19 protein-coding genes and 1 pseudogene are annotated in these 17,190 nt (G+C 61.2%); 12 read left to right on the top strand and 8 right to left on the bottom strand.

What is annotated here, in order from left to right:
* The coding region (locus NLI89_RS20885; RefSeq protein WP_254688683.1) for a recombinase family protein at positions 1 to 1,597 on the bottom strand (1,597 nt) is incomplete at its 3' end.
* 267 nt (positions 1,598 to 1,864) lie between these two features.
* A complete protein-coding gene (locus NLI89_RS20880) occupies positions 1,865 to 3,172 on the bottom strand; it encodes a hypothetical protein (RefSeq protein WP_254688682.1) in 1,308 nt (435 codons plus the stop codon).
* A gap of 1,013 nt (positions 3,173 to 4,185) precedes the next feature.
* On the opposite strand from NLI89_RS20880, the gene NLI89_RS20875 reads away from it, so the two are divergent.
* Complete coding sequence (locus NLI89_RS20875) at positions 4,186 to 4,746, top strand: hypothetical protein (protein WP_248525259.1); 561 nt, start codon at positions 4,186 to 4,188, stop codon at positions 4,744 to 4,746.
* A gap of 118 nt (positions 4,747 to 4,864) precedes the next feature.
* Here the strand turns inward: NLI89_RS20875 and NLI89_RS20870 are convergent, their stop codons facing one another.
* Positions 4,865 to 6,286 carry a hypothetical protein gene (locus NLI89_RS20870; protein WP_254688681.1) on the bottom strand — a complete coding sequence of 474 codons (1,422 nt, stop codon included), beginning with the start codon at positions 6,284 to 6,286 and terminating at the stop codon, positions 4,865 to 4,867.
* Between the two features lie 696 nt (positions 6,287 to 6,982).
* Here NLI89_RS20870 and NLI89_RS20865 point away from each other — a divergent pair.
* Both NLI89_RS20865 and NLI89_RS20860 read left to right on the top strand, forming a co-directional pair.
* Positions 6,983 to 7,216, top strand: coding sequence for a hypothetical protein (locus NLI89_RS20865; protein ID WP_248524663.1), 234 nt, complete (start codon positions 6,983 to 6,985; stop codon positions 7,214 to 7,216).
* Complete coding sequence (locus NLI89_RS20860) at positions 7,180 to 7,542, top strand: hypothetical protein (protein WP_254688680.1); 363 nt, start codon at positions 7,180 to 7,182, stop codon at positions 7,540 to 7,542. The genes NLI89_RS20865 and NLI89_RS20860 overlap by 37 nt, the downstream gene beginning before the upstream one ends.
* Before the next feature lie 134 nt (positions 7,543 to 7,676).
* On the opposite strand, the gene NLI89_RS20855 is transcribed toward NLI89_RS20860, so the two are convergent.
* Both NLI89_RS20855 and NLI89_RS20850 read right to left on the bottom strand, forming a co-directional pair.
* Positions 7,677 to 7,955: a hypothetical protein gene (locus tag NLI89_RS20855; RefSeq protein ID WP_248524665.1), complete on the bottom strand. Its 279-nt coding sequence runs from the start codon at positions 7,953 to 7,955 to the stop codon at positions 7,677 to 7,679.
* Between the two features lie 110 nt (positions 7,956 to 8,065).
* Entirely contained in the window at positions 8,066 to 8,221 is a 156-nt protein-coding gene (locus NLI89_RS20850; protein WP_248524667.1) for a hypothetical protein, read from the bottom strand.
* A gap of 355 nt (positions 8,222 to 8,576) precedes the next feature.
* On the opposite strand from NLI89_RS20850, the gene NLI89_RS20845 reads away from it, so the two are divergent.
* From NLI89_RS20845 to NLI89_RS20820, 6 genes are all read left to right on the top strand, one after another.
* Positions 8,577 to 9,074, top strand: a complete 498-nt coding sequence (locus NLI89_RS20845; RefSeq protein ID WP_248524668.1) for a hypothetical protein — start codon at positions 8,577 to 8,579, stop codon at positions 9,072 to 9,074.
* A 1-nt stretch (position 9,075) separates the two neighbouring features.
* Positions 9,076 to 9,702 carry a hypothetical protein gene (locus NLI89_RS20840; protein WP_248524669.1) on the top strand — a complete coding sequence of 209 codons (627 nt, stop codon included), beginning with the start codon at positions 9,076 to 9,078 and terminating at the stop codon, positions 9,700 to 9,702.
* 106 nt (positions 9,703 to 9,808) lie between these two features.
* Positions 9,809 to 10,156 (top strand): hypothetical protein, encoded by a 348-nt coding sequence (locus NLI89_RS20835; protein WP_248524670.1) that lies wholly within the window; start codon positions 9,809 to 9,811, stop codon positions 10,154 to 10,156.
* A 48-nt stretch (positions 10,157 to 10,204) separates the two neighbouring features.
* The gene (locus NLI89_RS20830; protein ID WP_248524671.1) at positions 10,205 to 10,723 is read left to right on the top strand and encodes a hypothetical protein; all 519 of its coding nucleotides are present in this window, start codon (positions 10,205 to 10,207) and stop codon (positions 10,721 to 10,723) included.
* A 213-nt stretch (positions 10,724 to 10,936) separates the two neighbouring features.
* The gene (locus NLI89_RS20825; RefSeq protein ID WP_254688679.1) at positions 10,937 to 12,172 is read left to right on the top strand and encodes an integrase; all 1,236 of its coding nucleotides are present in this window, start codon (positions 10,937 to 10,939) and stop codon (positions 12,170 to 12,172) included.
* 211 nt (positions 12,173 to 12,383) lie between these two features.
* On the top strand, positions 12,384 to 12,968 hold the full coding sequence (locus tag NLI89_RS20820) for a recombinase family protein (protein WP_254688678.1): 585 nt from the start codon (positions 12,384 to 12,386) through the stop codon (positions 12,966 to 12,968).
* Between the two features lie 69 nt (positions 12,969 to 13,037).
* Here the strand turns inward: NLI89_RS20820 and NLI89_RS20815 are convergent, their stop codons facing one another.
* Positions 13,038 to 13,544 (bottom strand): MucR family transcriptional regulator, encoded by a 507-nt coding sequence (locus NLI89_RS20815; RefSeq protein WP_254688677.1) that lies wholly within the window; start codon positions 13,542 to 13,544, stop codon positions 13,038 to 13,040.
* A gap of 294 nt (positions 13,545 to 13,838) precedes the next feature.
* Between NLI89_RS20815 and NLI89_RS20810 the strand changes: the two genes are divergently transcribed.
* The 3 genes and pseudogenes from NLI89_RS20810 to NLI89_RS22020 form a co-directional block, all read left to right on the top strand.
* Positions 13,839 to 14,570, top strand: coding sequence for a Crp/Fnr family transcriptional regulator (locus NLI89_RS20810; protein WP_254688676.1), 732 nt, complete (start codon positions 13,839 to 13,841; stop codon positions 14,568 to 14,570).
* A 109-nt stretch (positions 14,571 to 14,679) separates the two neighbouring features.
* Positions 14,680 to 14,889 carry a hypothetical protein gene (locus NLI89_RS20805; protein WP_254688675.1) on the top strand — a complete coding sequence of 70 codons (210 nt, stop codon included), beginning with the start codon at positions 14,680 to 14,682 and terminating at the stop codon, positions 14,887 to 14,889.
* Between the two features lie 109 nt (positions 14,890 to 14,998).
* Positions 14,999 to 15,122, top strand: a pseudogene (locus tag NLI89_RS22020) (tyrosine-type recombinase/integrase); the annotation flags it as partial.
* A 78-nt stretch (positions 15,123 to 15,200) separates the two neighbouring features.
* Here NLI89_RS22020 and NLI89_RS20800 read toward each other — a convergent pair.
* The gene (locus NLI89_RS20800) at positions 15,201 to 15,518 is read right to left on the bottom strand and encodes a hypothetical protein (protein WP_254688674.1); all 318 of its coding nucleotides are present in this window, start codon (positions 15,516 to 15,518) and stop codon (positions 15,201 to 15,203) included.
* Between the two features lie 245 nt (positions 15,519 to 15,763).
* Positions 15,764 to 16,935 (bottom strand): IS3 family transposase gene (locus NLI89_RS20795; RefSeq protein WP_254688673.1). Its coding sequence is split into 2 segments (ribosomal slippage): positions 15,764 to 16,671 and positions 16,671 to 16,935, totalling 1,173 coding nucleotides; the frame shifts between segments, so codons are not numbered across the junction.
* Between the last annotated feature and the right edge of the window lie 255 nt (positions 16,936 to 17,190).

Below are 17,190 nucleotides of genomic sequence, written 5' to 3'. Positions count from 1 at the left end.
TCGGGGCGGCGTTGTCGTTTGTGGCAAAGGCGACGAGGTCTGCGACCTTGGCGACGACCTCCGCCTCGGGACCATCCCTGCCGTCTGGGTAGATCGTCACGCTTTCGATAAGCGACGACAAGATCTCTGCAGCTTCGCCGCGGACCGTCTCCTCGTCAAGCGCCTCGCGCAACCGGCTAACTTTCTCCTTGAACAGTTGCTGCACCGCCGGATGCGACAGGATCGTCGCGGAGGGCGCGACCGCTGTTGGCGTACTCAGCTCTCCTTCAAGGCGCGCTTTCTCGGCCTCGCGGTCGCCAAGTAGCTTCAGCAGAGCGGGGCTAGCCACCGCGGCCAGCATGTTGGCGGCCAGCGTGTCGATCTCGCGGGTGACTACGGCGAGGCGGTCGATGATCGATTGATCCTGCCTCGCCGACGTGCTCGTCAGCCGCGCCAGCTCCCGCTGGAACTCGTCCGCGAACAACCGCGCATGATCCTCGGTCAGCAACTGGTGTTGCAAAATCGAGAGGGTCGCCGTTTCGAGAGGGCCCTTTCGGACCGAGACCGTGTTCGAGCAGGTGCCGCGCTCCTTCTGACCGGCGCAGCGATAATAGTCCTTGCCCGAGATAGTGTAGCCCGACCCGCAGCAGCTGCAGCGGATGAGACCCGACAGCAAGTGCTTCCTGCGGTTCTGACGGGCGACCGGAACATCGGTGCTGGGACGCGAACGCTGCTTGATCTGTGCCTGAACCGCGCTCCACTGTGCGTCATCGACAATACGCAGATCAGGCACGGCGACCTCGATCCATTCTGAATGTTCGCGTAGGCGATAGCGTCGCTCGCGCTTCTCGCTGTCCGGGTTGCGACGCCATTGCCGGCGTCCCCATACCAGCCGGCCAACATAAAGCGGGTTGTTGAGAATGCCGGTCGCCTTTTTCGGGTCGCCGCGGACCGTCGAGGCATTCCATTGCCCGCCGCGCGGACCGGGCACGCCGTCGGCATTCAGCCTGGTCGCAATTTGGATGGAAGACGCTCCGGCCGCGAACTCGGTAAAGATCCGCTCGACGATTGCGGCCTGTGCCTTGTCGACCTCCAGCAGGCCGCGAACGCGCTCACCGCGGTCATCGAGGCGGATGACCCGCCTGTAGCCGTAGGAGCGACCACCGGCGCACCGCCCCGCAAGCACTGCCGCCTCCATGCCGCGCAGGGTCTTGTCGACGAGGTGCTTGAGGAAGATCGCGCCCAGCAGCCCGGCAACCGCGAACTTGATCTCGTCGACATGGCCCTCGCTCACGGTGTGCAATTGCACACGGTGGTAGGCCAGCTTCTTGCCGAGCCACGCGACATCCTCCGCATCGCGCGCAAGCCTGTCGAGCGCTTCGCAGACGATCAAGTCGACTGTTCCCGACTCGATGTCCGCCAGCAGTTTCCTCAGGCCGGGCCGATCACGGCGATAGCCGGACTGCTCGGGGTCGTGATAGGTCGCCATCACCGCGCCGCCAACATAGGCGACAAGCTTCATGCACGATTCTGTCTGATCAATACTCGACGTAGCCGTTTGCATCGCGGTCGAGTGGCGCCCGTAGAGGACGATGCGGGGGGCAGGGCGCATCAGCATGGCGGAGGAGCACCTTGTGTCAGGAGTACATTAAGCAGCGGGTGTGTCGGGATCATTGGTTGCCTGCGAGGCGGATGCGCAGCGTGCATAATGTTCGGCTGCCGCCTGCCTCGCCATCAGTCGGACGAGCTTTTTCATGCCGATGGCGAAGGCTGGATTGGCAGCGTGCGATGGGTTGGCGGGAGCAGGAGTGGCAGCGGGTCTCATCCATGATGGGATGAAGGCTCGGACGATGAGCGGACAGGGTACCTAAAACTGCTGCGGCGATCATCGCCGCAGCCACTCCGCGGGCGAGATCTGAAGCAGGGCCGCACCGTGCGGCGGCTTCGAGTCTGCCAAGAGCTTAATGACCCGCTGATGCAGTTTTCTGCCCGCCTTGTTGTCGGGGTCGGTACTCGTATCGCCGATATGCCGGTCGCAAAGGCTGATCGCCTTCAGCGCGGTGGCAGTCCGGCGCACGCGGTTGGCGGTGCCAGGCAAGGCAGGCGGTGTCGGCGCCGCCATCGACACCTGCTGTCCTTCGTCGATGGCGTGGAGTGCCGCATCCAGTCGACCGGGCAGGGCGATAAGGTTCATGGCCAGGACGGTAACGGCCTCCGGAACCGACAGTCCGAGCTGTGCCTGCGCGAAGCTCTCCTTACCCATCCCATCGGTGCGAAGCATCTTCGGGGTGATGGCGGTCAGCGGCGCGATCTCGGTCTGGATGCTTGCAGCTATGCGCGGATTCGCTGTGGCGTCGAACGCGGCGGGACCGATGCGTTGGTAGATGCGGCGTGCCATCGAAAGGAGCCGATGATCATAGGCGAGCCGGCCGCTGGCGATCGCGCGATCCAGCGTTTTTCTACCCGAGCCGCCCCCTGCCATGCCGAGAAACTGGTCTAGGCGTCTAGAGGGTTTGACGAGCCGATCAATAAGAAGGGTGCCTTGCCTCGCCCAAGCTGGATCGTCATCGACGAAGCGCGGACCCATCGGCTCGGTCGCAAGGCGTCGTAGATACTCGGCGAGGAGTCGGGCGCGGACGACACCGAGGAGCAGTGCGTGGTCGCGTACGACTGCGCGGAGAAGCGTTCGCTGGTCGGGTGAGTCAGGTGCCAGCAGGTAGAGGCCGGCAAGATCGCCTCGAAGGAGAAGCCGCCAGCCGATGGCAGACGAGGCGCGAAGTGCCTGCAGGTTTACCGTGTGCCGCACGATGTCGAACCCGAGATCCTTCTGTAGTTGGTCGACGTCGGCGATCGTCGTTCCGCCCGTCAGCATGCGCGTTACCCATACGCCGATGCTGCCGGGCAGGCGATAGTGGCGGGGAAATACCAGCGGCTTGAGAAGCAGCTCGCCGGAAAGATGGCGAAGGTCTCGCTGCCGGCCCTCGACAGCAACCTTCAGTGTGTATTTCCTCCAGGTGACGTCGGCGCGAAGGGCGGAAGGCGCCACCGGCTCTTGTCGCTGGTCGTTCAGGACCGAGGAGATATAGGCAGCCGCCAGATCCTCGATACGGCTCAAAGGAGTGCCGCTGGAGAAGAGGGCGTGGTTTACGAGGCTCGCGGGGCGATGACGACCGACGAACGGCACCGTGTTCAAGTATGTGTTCATAGAGAATACTCAGGTCAGCGCATACGGTCCCTGGAACCGTATCGATCAACCCCGAAGGGCGTTTGCTGACCCGCACTCGCAGCGGCGGGAGACGGAAAGGCGGGGTTGATAGCGCGCCCCGGCGACCTGCATGCAGCCGCTCCAGGTGGCGACCATGAACCTAGTGCTTCGTTCGCGCATCTCAAAACGAAGCTTACTGAAAAATAATCTGCAGACGCTTTCGTGTCTAGCGCTTAATTCAAGCACGGTAAAACGACCGGTCGCCGTATACCGATACTGGGCCAGCCATCCGATACGACCGGCGATACGAGCGCCCGTGCGAGTGGCTGCGGTCGTGTCTCACCGAATGGTGTAGTTGAGGCGGCGTTGCCGCATCGATGTCCGGTCAGCCCCGGATGCTCACGCGGCCGCCTGCGGCGATTTGGGATCGGACCACCGCGCGGTGAGATCAATCGCGGGTTAGAATGAGATAGCGCGCGAAAGCGTGGCCACGTCTCTGCGCAGCTGGAAGCGATGGTCAAAGCCGAGCCGCTGACACCGCCCGCGTGGGGGCGCTCCGCCGCGATCCAAACGACCGTCGCCGGTCGATCTTGCCGGAAATGGTTAAATACTCAGATGGACGGCAAGACCGCGTACCCATCTGGATCAGTGCTTCAACGTCGTCACAGCCTGCGACTTTGCGTAAGATTGGCTGAACAGGGATGAAAACGTGGTTAATTCGGAACCGCTCGCGGAGGTCGTCCGGTATCACGAACGCGAGGTAGCCGATGCGCTCGTCGATCGTTCGTTTGCCGCGCGGCGCTGGTGCTTAGTAGGAAGGTCTGGCGCGGTGATGCAGCGCCGGTCTTTGCTCGTGCGATAAGCCACGGAGCGGCTTCTAGGCCCAGTTGCCCGGTTATGGGCAACTAGGCGATCCGCTCTTGGCATCGTTGCAAAGCTTGCGCGACAATCACTATCTTCTCGTTGTCGCCTCCGGCGCATGACTCTCGCGAGATGGAACGATGTCCGACAGTAACCCTGCCCACCCCAACATCGAGGCGACGCCGGAAATCATCGCGCTGCTGGAAGCGGAGATCGTCAGTTATAACACTCGCCGCGTCAAATTGCTTGAGGCAGTGGTTGGATTGACGGCGAACCGGCGAGTGGAGGTGTTCAGGCGTCACCTCGAAGGATTGACGCTGAAGACTACCTACAACGCGCATCGGATAAGGGCCCTCAAGGCCTTGGTTGCCAAGCTACGGGACGAGCTGAAACCCTTGGTCGAGCAAGTGGTGGTCAAAGAATTGGCGATTCAACTCGCTGAGGTAGAGGTGGCGCTCTACGAAGAGGCAGAACAGGAAATTTTGCGAGAGCGCGCTGTCAAGAGGGAGACAGGGCTTTACGCGGATACGGCCCGGTTCATTGATCTGCTATACGATGCGCACGAAATAAGCCGCGACGATTTCGCCGCACTTACGTCAGAAGACGTTGCGGCCGTCGCAGCCCTGATCAATGAGCGCGTAAGCGCGCGATTAAAAGGGGATCTATGCGCTAATAGTTCTGATTTCGCTAGCAAGTTTTAGGTCTGCTAATGTAAGAATAGTGGATAGTAGGTCAAGAAAGATTATAATTATCTTTGCCGGATTGGATAATCATGAAAACTGAGCATCGGAACGGAAAATTCGTCCGAACGCAGATCTATTAGTAGATTATGTGGTTAAATGGATCGAACTCACCTAGGCCTGGCTTCGGATCGGCAAGTAGTTCTTTGGCCATTTCGCGAAGTAGCGCAAACCGGCTACTGTCCGCTTTGCGCAGCTTGAACCCTGCTGCTTCCCACTTATGACGCGCCGTCCAATCCGGGGCGATGCTGAGGTAGCAGGCAGACGCCTGGAATAGCGTAAGGTGATCGAGCGGCACGGTCGGCGGCGGTGGGCCGACATCCTGTGCATACTGGAACACGGCACGGCCAAGCTTTAGCAGAGTTCCATCGACCAGGCCGATTCCCGTCGCAGCCAAAGTGAGATCGTCGCAAGCGAAGGGGACGGCGGGAAGGGCGGTGGCGATCAACTGATGGTCGCTACCCCGCTCGGCAGCGACCGGCATCAGGTATAGCAGCCGACGACAGTGGGCTTCGGCTATTTCGCTGGATAGCGGTAGGGGATCGCTGGTCAGATACACTGTTGAAGGCAAGCGAGCGCCGGTTACCACGGCGCGCCAATCCGCATAGGCCGGCTCCTCCTTTGTCAGCCGATCAAGCACGTGCCTGTCCTGTCCATATTCGGACGAGGCGAGCATGCGCTTTCCAAACGCCACCAGTTCATTTTCACGGCGTCTATCCCGGTCTTCCACGGCGGCGAAGTAGACGGCGGGCTCGGCGCCGGCTGGAAGGCTCGATGCGACATCAGCGTTGGTCGAGCGTGGCTGTTTGCGGCCCGCGTGCTCTGCCCATTCGCGCGTCGCGTTGGTGATGCTGGCACGAAGGTGGCCGAGGAAAGCCTTGTCCGCGCCGAAATCGGCCAAGTACCGTCGCAGTTCGGCATCCTTTGGCTGGGATACTGCTCGCATCAGCGGCCAAGCCGAGCCTAGCGCTACTTTGGCACCGATTGCCTTACGCAATTCGCGCATCAGCGTGGCGGCGATCAGTAAACCCAGTTCAGTCCGCTGCTTGCGCGCTATCCTTGCCTGCACTGGCCCAGGCTTGTCAGCCGTCCGCTCATATCGTGTTAGGATCCGCGGTAGATAGGTGCCGGCGGAGCCTATCTTGTTCCCTGGTTTCCGGACAGGGATGTGAGCGGCGACGTCGAACCTTCCGTGGGCGATCGCTTCAATCCAGGCGCCGACATCCGGCTCCGAGCCGACCAAGGCTTCCATCAGCAGCGGCAGCATGGTTTTGCGGCCGATGTGAACGCCCCCCGTCTCGTTCTTGTGGCCATGCTCCGTGACGAGCATGTGGAGCATTCGTTTCGTCATCTCAGCAGCAGTGACGACTACCCGGCCGTCGCCATCCCTAATTTCCATGTGCTGCCGATAGCTCTCCACCTCCTGCGTTGTCAGGAACTGGTCGAGGTCGACGAAAGTCTCCGCGGCTGCGGCGCCGGGTTCAACATCTCTGCTGGTCATAGCGGAGGAAATTGCCACGCAGAGCCTGACAAGTGGTGAATCGAGCCTCACAATTTGCGTCCGCCACCTCACAAAGGGATCAGGCAGGACATTACAGAAGGGGTAGGGCGCCCTAACAAAAAGAAGCGACGAGGGCCTTGCAGACCCTCACAAACAGTTGAGGCGCAATACCGCAAAAGTGCCGCTACCACTTTTGCTTTGGCGGCGCGTGCGCGCGACGCGGCCTGCGGCCGCTGTGGAGGCGGCGCCTCCAGGTCCTCCGATGCCGCTACGACGGCAGCTCCGGAAGGCGGACTGGTGAGCAGCACGTGTAGGCCGGTTATAAGAGTAAGGAGCCCGATGGGGCTTTAGCATCTATTCCGAGTGTAGGCGTGCGAAGTGAAGCGACCCTACAGCTCCTCGTTCGCCCACGTCGCGGCGGTGCCGATCTGCCTCAGCCCAAGCCCGATGCCGGTCCGTAACGCGCCGATTACGTCCGCCCGCCTGATTGGATCTTGGGCCATCATCTAGCTGCCCTGGCCGAGTGTGGGAACGGCTGTGCCGTCCAAAAAGACGATCATCTTCAGAGGGCGCAAACGCAGGCCGGGGCGCTTCAGGACAAGGCTGGTAGATTCGGACAGGAACGTCGGACCTCGGTGTCGTGATGGGGAGGAGAAAAGGCAGTCCGCCTTAAGTCCCGTGCGACGCGGAGGACATATGGGCGAACTCTACGTCGTGCGCGAAGTGCACAACAGCGGAGCAGATCTGAGCGGCATCGTCGCACTGCCCGAAGGACACATCTGGATACTCACCGAGCGCTGGATCGTGGAAGCCGCGCACGACGCTGCGCTGATCGAAAGGCGTATGACCGCCGATGTCGAATGGCACGCCCGGCTCGGCATGATCGACGCTGCGTGCAAACGCTGTCAAATTGCGCGGGCGGCGCTGTGAAGGGCGGTCGCCGCCTCACCCTGCCGCATGACTGGACGACGACGCGGGGGCTTTGGCTGCGGCAGTCCGGCCTGCACGGCAACGTGCTGACCCAAAGCGAGACGATTCTCACCTTCGAACAGCGGCGCGTCATCGAAGTCGATGTCCGCGGGTGGTCGACGGTCGAGATCATCGAATGCCTCTCGACGATGCGAACCCCGCCGTTCGCCCGACCCGAGCTTCGTCATCTCGGCATGGCCGACCTGGAACCGTTGCTCGGCTGCAAGGCGATCGACCAGATCGTGATAATGCGGCTCATGTCGCTCGTGCCTGGGTGGAAACCATGATCGCTGAGGGGTTCCGCGTGGCGGAGCCGCTAGACAGCGATGCTATTGGCGCCGGCAAGGCCATGGGACCATCGCAGCCAGCGCACCATTCTAAGCTGTAGCAGCCAGCAGGTGATCGCGAGCAGCGCCCATGGCTAAGCTCGGCTGAGCCATAACTTGCTCCGGCCCTCGTCTGCGAGCAAAGTGACGTCCAGTATCTGCATGGCGTAGGCGATCCCCAGCCGGGTCCAGACATACAGCCCGTCACACATCCGCAACTCGATTCTGTTGTCGGCCGGCCGCCACAGCGTCCAGCCAAGCAGGGCTGCCGGCACCGGCACGCAGGCGTAAGGACCGGCGGCGGGACCAACGTTTCGATGGGTCAGCCAGAACGCTCTCACAGCCACCGCAAGCGACAAGAACGAAATCAGCATCGCATGCGACAGGATGACACGCCCGAGTAACAGCGTGAACGTGCGTCCGACAAGGACCCCCGCGGAAACGGCATGGTCGATCTACTCAGCTGTTGGGATCGCCCGCCGCATCAGAATGCTAATTTCGATTTTGCCGGTGTCTGACGGGCCGCATCCGCGTCAACTGCGGCCTTGTCGGCGTTCTGTGCCAGGCTGTCGCGCCTGGCCATGACGTCGAGGCAGGATGAGGTGTCGACGACGATGATCGGTCCCCTGCTGAAGGTCATATTCCTGCATTCATATCTAGCGTCCCACCCTGACCCCGCTTTGGGGACGTCAACCGTCAGGCGACCTTATCTGGTAGCGACCTGCACCTTCAACGCCTGCTGAACAATGGGCGGTTAGGGCGATGCCGGCGATCATAAGCCGCGCGATGAGCGTCGCCATTGTCGCCTCAGCGCCGAGGATTCCGAGCGGCTAAAGCCCCTCAGAATACGAGGATGAGCCCGCGCCGCTGCCGGCGGCAAGATAAGGAAGAGCGAGAGGGGGGAGAGAAGCCTTTCGGCTGAACCGGAAGGTGAAACGATCCCTGACAGGTGACGCGAACAGCCCGCGCGCCTGCTCTCTTGAGAGACGAACACAATGACCCATTATTCGAACGAGGCTGCCGCCATGGCGGCGGCGCTCATGGTTGCACGCCTGGCAGCATTGCGCTTCGAACCTGACCTCGAAGTGCCGATGTCGAAGGTTCGCAACTACCTTTACGCGCGCACTGCGCGGCTGCTACTTGTGCCCTCAACCCTGTCGGACGGCAGCGATGCCGCCGCCGTAGGCGAGGTGATGGCGGCGTTCGGCTGCGACGCGCTGGTGGCGCGAGCAGATGGCGCCGATGCAGCGAGTGTCCGCTTCACGATCGGTTTGCATGGACATCGCTTGTTCTGGTCGGCGCCTGCCAGGCTGTGGCTCGGAGCAGGGGCACCGGCGCATTTCGTCCCCAATCACCCAGACGACACCGTCTTTGCGCTCTTCAGCGTAGGCCTGCGCGGTTGCGAGGTGCCACCATGGAGCAGCGACGAGGAGCGCGAAGATGGGTTCGCGCTCGGCGCCGACGCGCTTGCGGCCTTGATGGCGGGGCGCTGATATGAGCCGTCTCCAGGTTTGGGCCAGCCCCAGCGAAGCGTCGGACATGATGTTCGATGTGCGCCAGCCGGGCGTGACGGGTCTTGGCTATGCGCTGTTACGTCCCCGCTCCAAGGGGAAGGAGCGCAGCCTGTCGCGGCTCGCATTCGCCAAGATGAACCCAATCGAGCCCGGACCGACCAGCCCGCAAACCCGCTGCGGCATGCCGACCACTGCTCGGGATCACCGACTGCTGCTCGCGCCGGGTGTCGCAGACCCGGTGTCGCTCGAACGCCTGTTCGCCGATTATGACGAGGCGGTGCCCGAGCATCAGCGGTTGCTCGCTGCCGTCCTGACGCTGCCGTTCGTTCGCGGTGAACCGCTGCACGATCAGTTCGACAAGGTGACCACCTGGGCCATGCTGCATCTGGCACGGGCGAGGCAGCTCACCAGCCTTGCCGTGCTGCACGCGCCCGGTGATCAACTCGCCGCGGAAGCGCCGCACGCTCACATCGTCGTGTTCAGCCGTATCCATAATGCGTGCGGATGGGCTCAGCTGCATCCGGACCTCGCCGAAAGCGAGCATGGCGCCTGGGCCGAGCGATGGCTCGACTTCTGCGAAGCATGGCGTCGCAGGCCGGAGGCGTGAAGGTGAGGGTTCCGAGCGCCTCCGGCAATCGGGACCACCGGCATCCGGATCCCGGTGGCCAGACGCAGGATGATCTCGACGGGGAAACAAGCCCGATGGAGAAAAGATGATGATCGCGCGCAATCCACCCATGGTGTTCCGCTTCGCCGCCATGCTGCTGCTCAGTTCTGCCGTGCTCGGTCAGTGGTGGCAGCGGCAGCCGCTGGGCGCCGATGGCCATGCTTTAGTGACCATGATGCACTCCTATTGTCCTGACGTAGGTGGCGGAGCTGGCCCGCTCACCGTGGCGGACAGCGCCCGTTTGCTCGACCGCTGGGGCTACGCCCTTCTCGGCGATCTAATTGGATGGAACGGCAGGGATCGCTGCACGCTGCCGCGACCGCGGAAAGGGGAAGGGATCGGAAGGACAGGCAGGAGAAGCCCGGGAAGCGCGATGAAAAGCGAACGGGCCTGATCCGAACCAGTCGGTTCGGGGATCACGCCAAAAAGAAGGTCTACCGTCATGCACCGCATGCTCCACGAACCGCTGCCGTCCACGTCGAACGCGTTGCTCGACTATTTCCTCGCCGCGCTCGGCGGCGAAACCTACTACCCGCTCGGCGGCAACACCGGCTTGCCCGCCGGCGCCCTCGAGAGTCTCGACCACAATGTCGTGCTGGCCGCCACCCCGGTAAGCGTCCGCGTTTTCGACGAGGCGCTGCTGCGATCGGCTGAGTATCGCGATACGCTCCTCGTGCGTCACGGCTTCTACCCCGAGACGCTCGACCCGGTGCGGGTCGACGTCGCCCTCAGGTCGACCACCGGGCCGATCCTCCTGCCTGACCTCAGTCTCTTCCGCGACCTGGACGGGCAGCTCCACCTCGTGCCACAGCACCAGGACCTGTTCCTCACGGTCGGCCCCGATGGGATCTGGGTGTCGCTCATCGCACCGTTCGACCGGTGGACCGATCGTGCGGCTGGGCTTGAGCGAGCCGCAGCTGATGTGGTTCGAGCCTGTCGCAAAGCACGAGACGGTCAATAGGCGACGAGAGACGGGCGGGGCGGCTTCACTAACGCTCCGCCTCAGATTTGGATTTCGTAATGATCTCGATGCTCAATGCAGGCGGCACCTACTCTGTTTGCTCGCCTTTCACAGCGCGCCGAAGCACATTCCATAATCGGACATTATGGTAACTACAGAGATGTGCTACGAAGCCGGAATGCAGGGCAAATCAGACCAGCGGGCGAGCGCTGCGTGAGCGAGATCGTCGTCCATCGCACCGACGGGGAGGGGCTGCCGGTCCGCGCGCGGCGTGGGCTGGTCGAGCCGGTCGATGCCCGCGTTACCCGGTTGTTGGGTCTTGCGCTGCCCGCTGATACTGGCCCCGTCAGCGAGATCGGCTTCGCCGCGCAGCTTGGCGCGATGGCAGCAGCGAGCAAGGCGGCACTGGCTTCAGATCTCGCTTGCTATCTGCGCTGGTGTGAGGACACTCGTATCGCGCCGCTGCCCACCGAGCCCGAGAATCTGGTCCGCTACATCGCCATGCTAGAAACGCGCGGCGCCAAGCCCGCAACGGTGGCCCGGCGGGTTGCCAGTCTCGCCACCGCACACGCCCTGTCAGGGCTGCAGGAGAGGGGGCATGCGCCCACCAGCCACGTTATGGTCCGCGCCGCCCTTAAGGGCCTGCGACGGAGGCGTGGCGCTGCCCAACGCCAGGCTGCTCCGTTGCGCTTCGGGGCATCGCTAGATCCCCATACCAAAGGCTTCACGCTCACGGCGCTGCTCGGGGCTTGTGGCGGCGACCTGCAGGGGTTGCGTGATGCCGCGCTGCTGTCGCTGGCCTACGATGCGGGATTGCGCGTTAGCGAGCTCGTCGCGGTCAGCGTCGCGCATATCGATCCGCACAGCGATGGTTCGGCGCTCCTGTTCATTCCGTCGTCCAAGACCGATCAGGAAGGGCAGGGGGCCTGGGGCTGGCTGTCGGCGGACACGATGCGCCGGGTCGGTGCCTGGCTGGTAGCGAGCGCCATCACCGAGGGGCCGGTCTTCCGGCGTGTAGGAGTCGATCGGCGCCGTCTGCGCGCTGCGGTTCCGCCGATGGCGTACGAGGCGATTCCAGGGCACACGCGGCACTGGCAGGAGAAGCTCAAGGGCAAGAAGGCCGAACCGGCAAGGACGGTCTACACCGTGGGGACGGCCTCGCTGAGCCGGCAGGGTGTCAACGGGATCTATCGGCGTGTGGCACTCAGCGCCTTCGATCAGGGGCTGGTAGAGATACCGATCCCGAAGGTTGAGGAGGCGGCGCGCGCCCTGTCGAGCCACTCGTTGCGAGTCGGGCTCACGCAGGACCTGTTCGCGGCTGGCGAAGACGGCGTTGGCATTGCACAGGCGCTGCGGTGGTCCTCGCCATCAACTGCGCTTCGCTATGGACGCAAGCTCGCAGCGCGCAGCAATGTTGCTGCTCGTGTTCTGTCCCGAATTAGAAGCTGATGACGTTTCGGTTCGCATAGCTGATTGATAGAATACCAAGTGCAGATTCAACTAACCAAGTAATCAGTAACTTAAATTGCGCTCTCACAAACGATCGTTTTTGATGCGCCATCATGTGAGAACCCGTAGCAGTTGATGCCAGCGTCTCAAAACACTTTCGCGATTGGACCTCGACATGATAGGCGTCAGACATGAGTTGTGAGAATGCTTCATGTTGATCGGCTATGCCCGAGTGTCGACCCCGGAACAGGATCTGACTCCGCAGCTCGAAGCGTTGCGTAGTGCGGGTTGCGAACGAACCTTCTCGGATAAGGCCAGCGGAGCAAAAGCCGACCGCGCTGGCTTAGCCGACGCCCTTTCCCATGCGCGAACCGGCGACATTCTCGTAGTATGGAAGCTCGACCGGCTCGGTCGTACCATGAAAGGACTGATCGACCTCTCGTCCGATCTGTCGGCGAGGGGGATCGGGTTGAAATCGATTACAGACGGGATCGATACCGCAGGCACAGCCGGGAAACTCGTTTTCCATATCATGGCGGCGATGGCCGAGATGGAGCGTGACTTGGTACGTGAGCGCACGACGGCTGCGTTGATCGTCGCCCGGCGTGAGGGCAGGGTAGGTGGCCGAAAGACAGTAATGACACCCAAACGCCTCGAGGCCGCGCGGAAACTTTTATCGTCTGGAATGACTGCCCGCGAAATAGCCCCAACCATCGGCGTCTCGATCGCGACGCTTTACCGCCATTTGCCAGCACCAGAACAAGAGGCAATTAGCGCGGAAGAGAATGCCGCTTAGCAGCATACGGCTGATCTACACGCACCATAAGTAGCTGGCTCCCCGTTTCCTAGGAAGCCAGCCCCTAGATTATTCCACCGCTGCTTCTTCGGTCTTGCGCTTGCGCGGAGCCGAAGCGGGCTTTGCGTCTGCCTTGGCTGCGTTCGTCTGGCCGGGTTTGCGACCCAGGCCGATGCTCTTGGCCATCGTGCGACGCGCTTCCGAATAGGTCGGCGCAACCATGGGGTAATCAGCCTTTAGACCGTAGCGCTCGCGATATTCGGCTGGTGTCATGCCGTTGGTGGCAAGATGGCGACGCAGCGTCTTATATTGCTTGCCATCGATCATGCTGATGATGTGATCGGGGCTGGCAAGCGACTTACGAGCCGTCACTGCCGGGGTGTACTCCTGAGCAGGCGCCGCGGGCTCAGCTGCCGTAGCGTTCCCGCCGACCAGCACAGAAACAGTCTCATACATTTTGTTGAGGAAGGCCGGCACGTCGTCGGCATTGGTACGCGTATTGGGATTAGCCAACCAAGCGATTGTCAATTCCGTAGCGAGTTCAACCGGGTTCAGGTCAAGGGCATTGTCAGACATAGGAAGCTCCATTTCTCGAGAAGCCTCTAGGTAGTTGATTGGTATATGGCAACATTGGATTGCCAGTGATAGTCGAGAGCCTGGTCATCGAAATATAGGAAGTTGTATTCAACACGATCAAGCAAAAATGTGAAGTTTGCCAAATGACAAACTACATGAGTTTTTAAACGGGCAGTCTGAATGTTTATTCACTACAGCTAATTCAACCTTACTCGCCGCGATACGCCGTCCCGCCACGGTCGTTGCAACGTTCGAAGAGTTGACCGCAGGGCTGTCCGATGCAAGAATAGCTGCGTGATTAACAATTTATTGCTTCTCGTACGCCAACTCGAAATGCACGCTCGACTTTCGGTTGAAGATGGCGCTGCGATCCTAAGCCTTCCTAGCACCGAACGGCGTTTGGCGCGGTCGAGTTATCTCGTTCGAGAAGGCGAGGTTGCAACAACGTGCTCGCTGCTGATCAGCGGGATCGTTTACCGTCAAAAAGTTACCGGAACCGGCGCCCGCCAAATTATCTCGATCAATTTCCGAGGTGAGGCGATCGATTTTCAGAATGTGTTTTTAGGCAACGCCGATCATGATGTTCGGGCACTCACATCGGTGGTTGTGGCTACCATCCCGCGGGCGCCGCTTTTAAGCCTAATGAAAGCCCGCCCGGGCATCGCCCATGCCGTCCTGATGTCTGTTTTGATTGAGGCGTCTGTTTTCAGAGAATGGATCGTTAACGTGGGACGTCGCGGGGGCGAAGTTCGCGTTGCTCACTTCCTTTGCGAATATGCATGGCGGATGGATGCGCTGGGCTTGGAGAAGAACGGTTACGAGTTGCCCGTCACCCAGGAACAGATAGGCGACGCAACAGGGCTGACGGCAGTCCATGTGAACCGGATGCTGGGTTTGCTCGAGGAAAAGAAGCTGATCCGACGGGAACGACATCGTTTCCACATTCTCGATGTAACCGGGCTCCACGAGGCGGGCGATTTCAACAGCGCGTATCTGCATGGCCAAACGATCTTGGGCGACGTCTGACCGCGGCGTGTATGACAGGTGAGGTCCGAGGTCACATTCACAGGAGCGGTGATCCAAAGCCGGCGTCGTTTGGCGTTGAAAACATTCGAGAGATTTGTAGAATAGCGCAATGGCTGAGACGCTTCATCCTGTTGCGCTCGCGTATGCTCAAGGCATTGAAGCAGGAAGAATGCGGGCAACGCCACCGTCGGAATGTCCGTGGCCATCAGACGAGCATGAAGCCTGCGTTGCATGGTTTGCCGGCTACAGTATGGCTGCTCTGGCCACCGCAAAGCCTACCCCCATCATGATCGCAGCACCGCAGGCGGTGACTTCCTGATCGTTCATCGATTTAGGGATTTTGAACGAGCGGGGTCAATCGCTGTGAAGATCGTGGAGGTAGCGTATTTGAGATGGCAGCGCCGTATTATAGCCTACCTACAGAACGGCGGTACGGCGGTACGCTGGAGCGGACAGCGATGATGGCGAATCATGCTTCCACCCGTACGACACAGTTATGATCGCCGTCATGACGAGGAGACGTTGGATGAGGTCGACAGAGTCTTAAATTAATCGATCGACCAGAACGATCGGGTGAAACAACCGCGCTTACTCAAGGCAACCGATCTCTCGAACGATCCGCTTACCGGATCAATCCGATTCCTTGGCGTTTCGATCGGCCCACTCCTTACCATCGTCGCCTCCCCAGAGCAGCCAGGCAATGTAACCGGCAGACGGATCCGTGTCCGATCCCCACGCATGTGCTTTGCCGTCTTTATCGACCTTGTGGCGCGCAAAATAGCTGTGCATCGATGTCACATCGTCGGCCGTCAGCTCCTTCTGAGCGGCGAGCTGTTCGGCCCGACGAACCCCGACGTCAGTACCACCACGGCCAAATTCCTCGCGCAGCTTCAGCCCCTTCTTGGCATTGCTGGCCATCCTCGCGGTCGGTTTGAACGTATCAGACATCATGCTCTCCTGTAGCAATATCCAGAACGCATGGATTTTCGAACATATCCGCTAAAGCGCGAGCCAAAACTGATCGGATTAACTTCTCTGCAAACCGCACTTTAATAAAGTGATGCGAAGGAACGACGTATGCCGTTTGATGCAACTTCAGCTTACAAATCATCCGACATCCGTTCGCCGATCGAGCAGGCTCTGGAATGGTCTGCAGCATTGAGCAGCCCCCACCGGGTGGTCCGGGTAGATAGTTAGTGCATTGTCGCCTCCGCCGCCATTGCCGGGCGTAGGTGGAGCGAAGCGGAACCGGAGGCTGGCAATGGCGGGGTCGCTGCTGCTGGCGCCGGAGGTCGATAGCCCAGGCTGCTGTGTGGTCGGACGGTGTTATAGTGACGCCGCCACGCCTCGATCAGCACCCTTGCCTCGGCGAGGCTGTAGAAGATCTCGCCGTTGAGCAGCTCGTCGCGAAGCGAACCGTTGAAGCTCTCGTTATAGCCGTTTTCCCATGGCGAGCCCGGCGCGATGTACAGCGTCTTCACGCCGATCTGGCCGAGCCATTTCTGGACCGCGGTAGCGATGAACTCGCTGCCATTGTCCGACCTGATATGCGCGGGCGGCCCCCGGGCGATGAACAGCTCGGCAAGCGCCGCCAGCACGTCTTCGTGTTTCAACTGACGTGCGACGATCAGCGCCAGGCATTCCCTGCTGGCCTCGTCGATGATCGTGAGGATCCGGAACTTGCGCCCGTCGTGCGTTCGCGCTTCGACAAAGTCGTATGCCCAGACATGCCCCGGATACTCCGGCCGCAGCCGGATGCACGAGCCGTCGTTCAACCACAGCCGACCACGCTTGGGTTGCTTCTGTGGCACCTTCAGCCCCTCACGCCGCCAGATGCGTTCGACACGCTTATGATTCACCGACCACCCCGCGGCATGCAGCAGTGCGGTCACCCGACGATAACCGTAGCGTCCATACTGCCCGGCCAGCGCAACGATGTCCTCAGTCAGCGCCTGTTCGTCATCTGCCCCACACAGCACCTTGCGCTGCGTCGACCGATGCTGCCCGAGCACGCGACACACCCGTCGCTCGGATACGTCCAGCACCCCTTTCACCTGGTCAATGCAGCGTCGGCGCCGCGCGGGGCTTAGAAGTTTCCCCGTGCCGCCTCCTGCAGGATCAGCTTGTCCAGTGTCAGGTCAGAGATCGCACGCCGCAGCCGCAGGTTCTCCTTCTCCAGATCCTTCATCCGACGAGCCTGATCCGTCTTCAGGCCACCATATTCCTTGCGCCAGCGGTAATAGGTTTGCTCGCTGACCGCGATCCGCCGACACGCCTCGGCGGTCGTCCCGCCCTGGCCCAGGACGATTTCAACTTCACGCAGCTTCCCGATGATCTCTTCCGGCTTATGCTTTTTCGCAGGCATTAGTCGTCCCTTCCTTGATCCAGACTCTCATAGTCGTTGGACCGCTCAGAAGGGGGCAGCTCACATCAGTGTACCAACCGCCATGGCGGTCGCATTATCCCCTCTGCCCCGGTTATCTTGTTGCTCGCCTAGCCGCGTGAAATTCGACCCGTCGAAACAGCAGGTCAAGATCTTCCCGACTTACATCGAAGGTCTCGCCGAGGTCGGCGAGTGCAAGGTCGATATCTGCGGGATGCGGCACGCCCAATCCGGATG

It is taken from the genome of Sphingomonas faeni (assembly GCF_024273235.1).
GTDB classification, from domain to species: domain Bacteria; phylum Pseudomonadota; class Alphaproteobacteria; order Sphingomonadales; family Sphingomonadaceae; genus Sphingomonas; species Sphingomonas faeni_A.
Note: the sequence above shows the minus strand (reverse complement) of the source record. Positions and strands in the feature narration are given on the sequence as shown.

Bases quoted from the DNA above. Each gene is read 5' to 3' on its own strand.
- NLI89_RS20875 (WP_248525259.1), top strand. From the start codon at position 4,186: ATGTCCGACAGTAACCCTGCCCACCCCAACATCGAGGCGACGCCGGAA.
- NLI89_RS20870 (WP_254688681.1), bottom strand. From the start codon at position 6,286: ATGACCAGCAGAGATGTTGAACCCGGCGCCGCAGCCGCGGAGACTTTC.
- NLI89_RS20865 (WP_248524663.1), top strand. From the start codon at position 6,983: ATGGGCGAACTCTACGTCGTGCGCGAAGTGCACAACAGCGGAGCAGAT.
- NLI89_RS20855 (WP_248524665.1), bottom strand. From the start codon at position 7,955: ATGCTGATTTCGTTCTTGTCGCTTGCGGTGGCTGTGAGAGCGTTCTGG.
- NLI89_RS20850 (WP_248524667.1), bottom strand. From the start codon at position 8,221: ATGACCTTCAGCAGGGGACCGATCATCGTCGTCGACACCTCATCCTGC.
- NLI89_RS20845 (WP_248524668.1), top strand. From the start codon at position 8,577: ATGACCCATTATTCGAACGAGGCTGCCGCCATGGCGGCGGCGCTCATG.
- NLI89_RS20840 (WP_248524669.1), top strand. From the start codon at position 9,076: ATGAGCCGTCTCCAGGTTTGGGCCAGCCCCAGCGAAGCGTCGGACATG.
- NLI89_RS20835 (WP_248524670.1), top strand. From the start codon at position 9,809: ATGATGATCGCGCGCAATCCACCCATGGTGTTCCGCTTCGCCGCCATG.
- NLI89_RS20830 (WP_248524671.1), top strand. From the start codon at position 10,205: ATGCACCGCATGCTCCACGAACCGCTGCCGTCCACGTCGAACGCGTTG.
- NLI89_RS20820 (WP_254688678.1), top strand. From the start codon at position 12,384: ATGTTGATCGGCTATGCCCGAGTGTCGACCCCGGAACAGGATCTGACT.
- NLI89_RS20815 (WP_254688677.1), bottom strand. From the start codon at position 13,544: ATGTCTGACAATGCCCTTGACCTGAACCCGGTTGAACTCGCTACGGAA.
- NLI89_RS20805 (WP_254688675.1), top strand. From the start codon at position 14,680: ATGGCTGAGACGCTTCATCCTGTTGCGCTCGCGTATGCTCAAGGCATT.
- NLI89_RS20800 (WP_254688674.1), bottom strand. From the start codon at position 15,518: ATGTCTGATACGTTCAAACCGACCGCGAGGATGGCCAGCAATGCCAAG.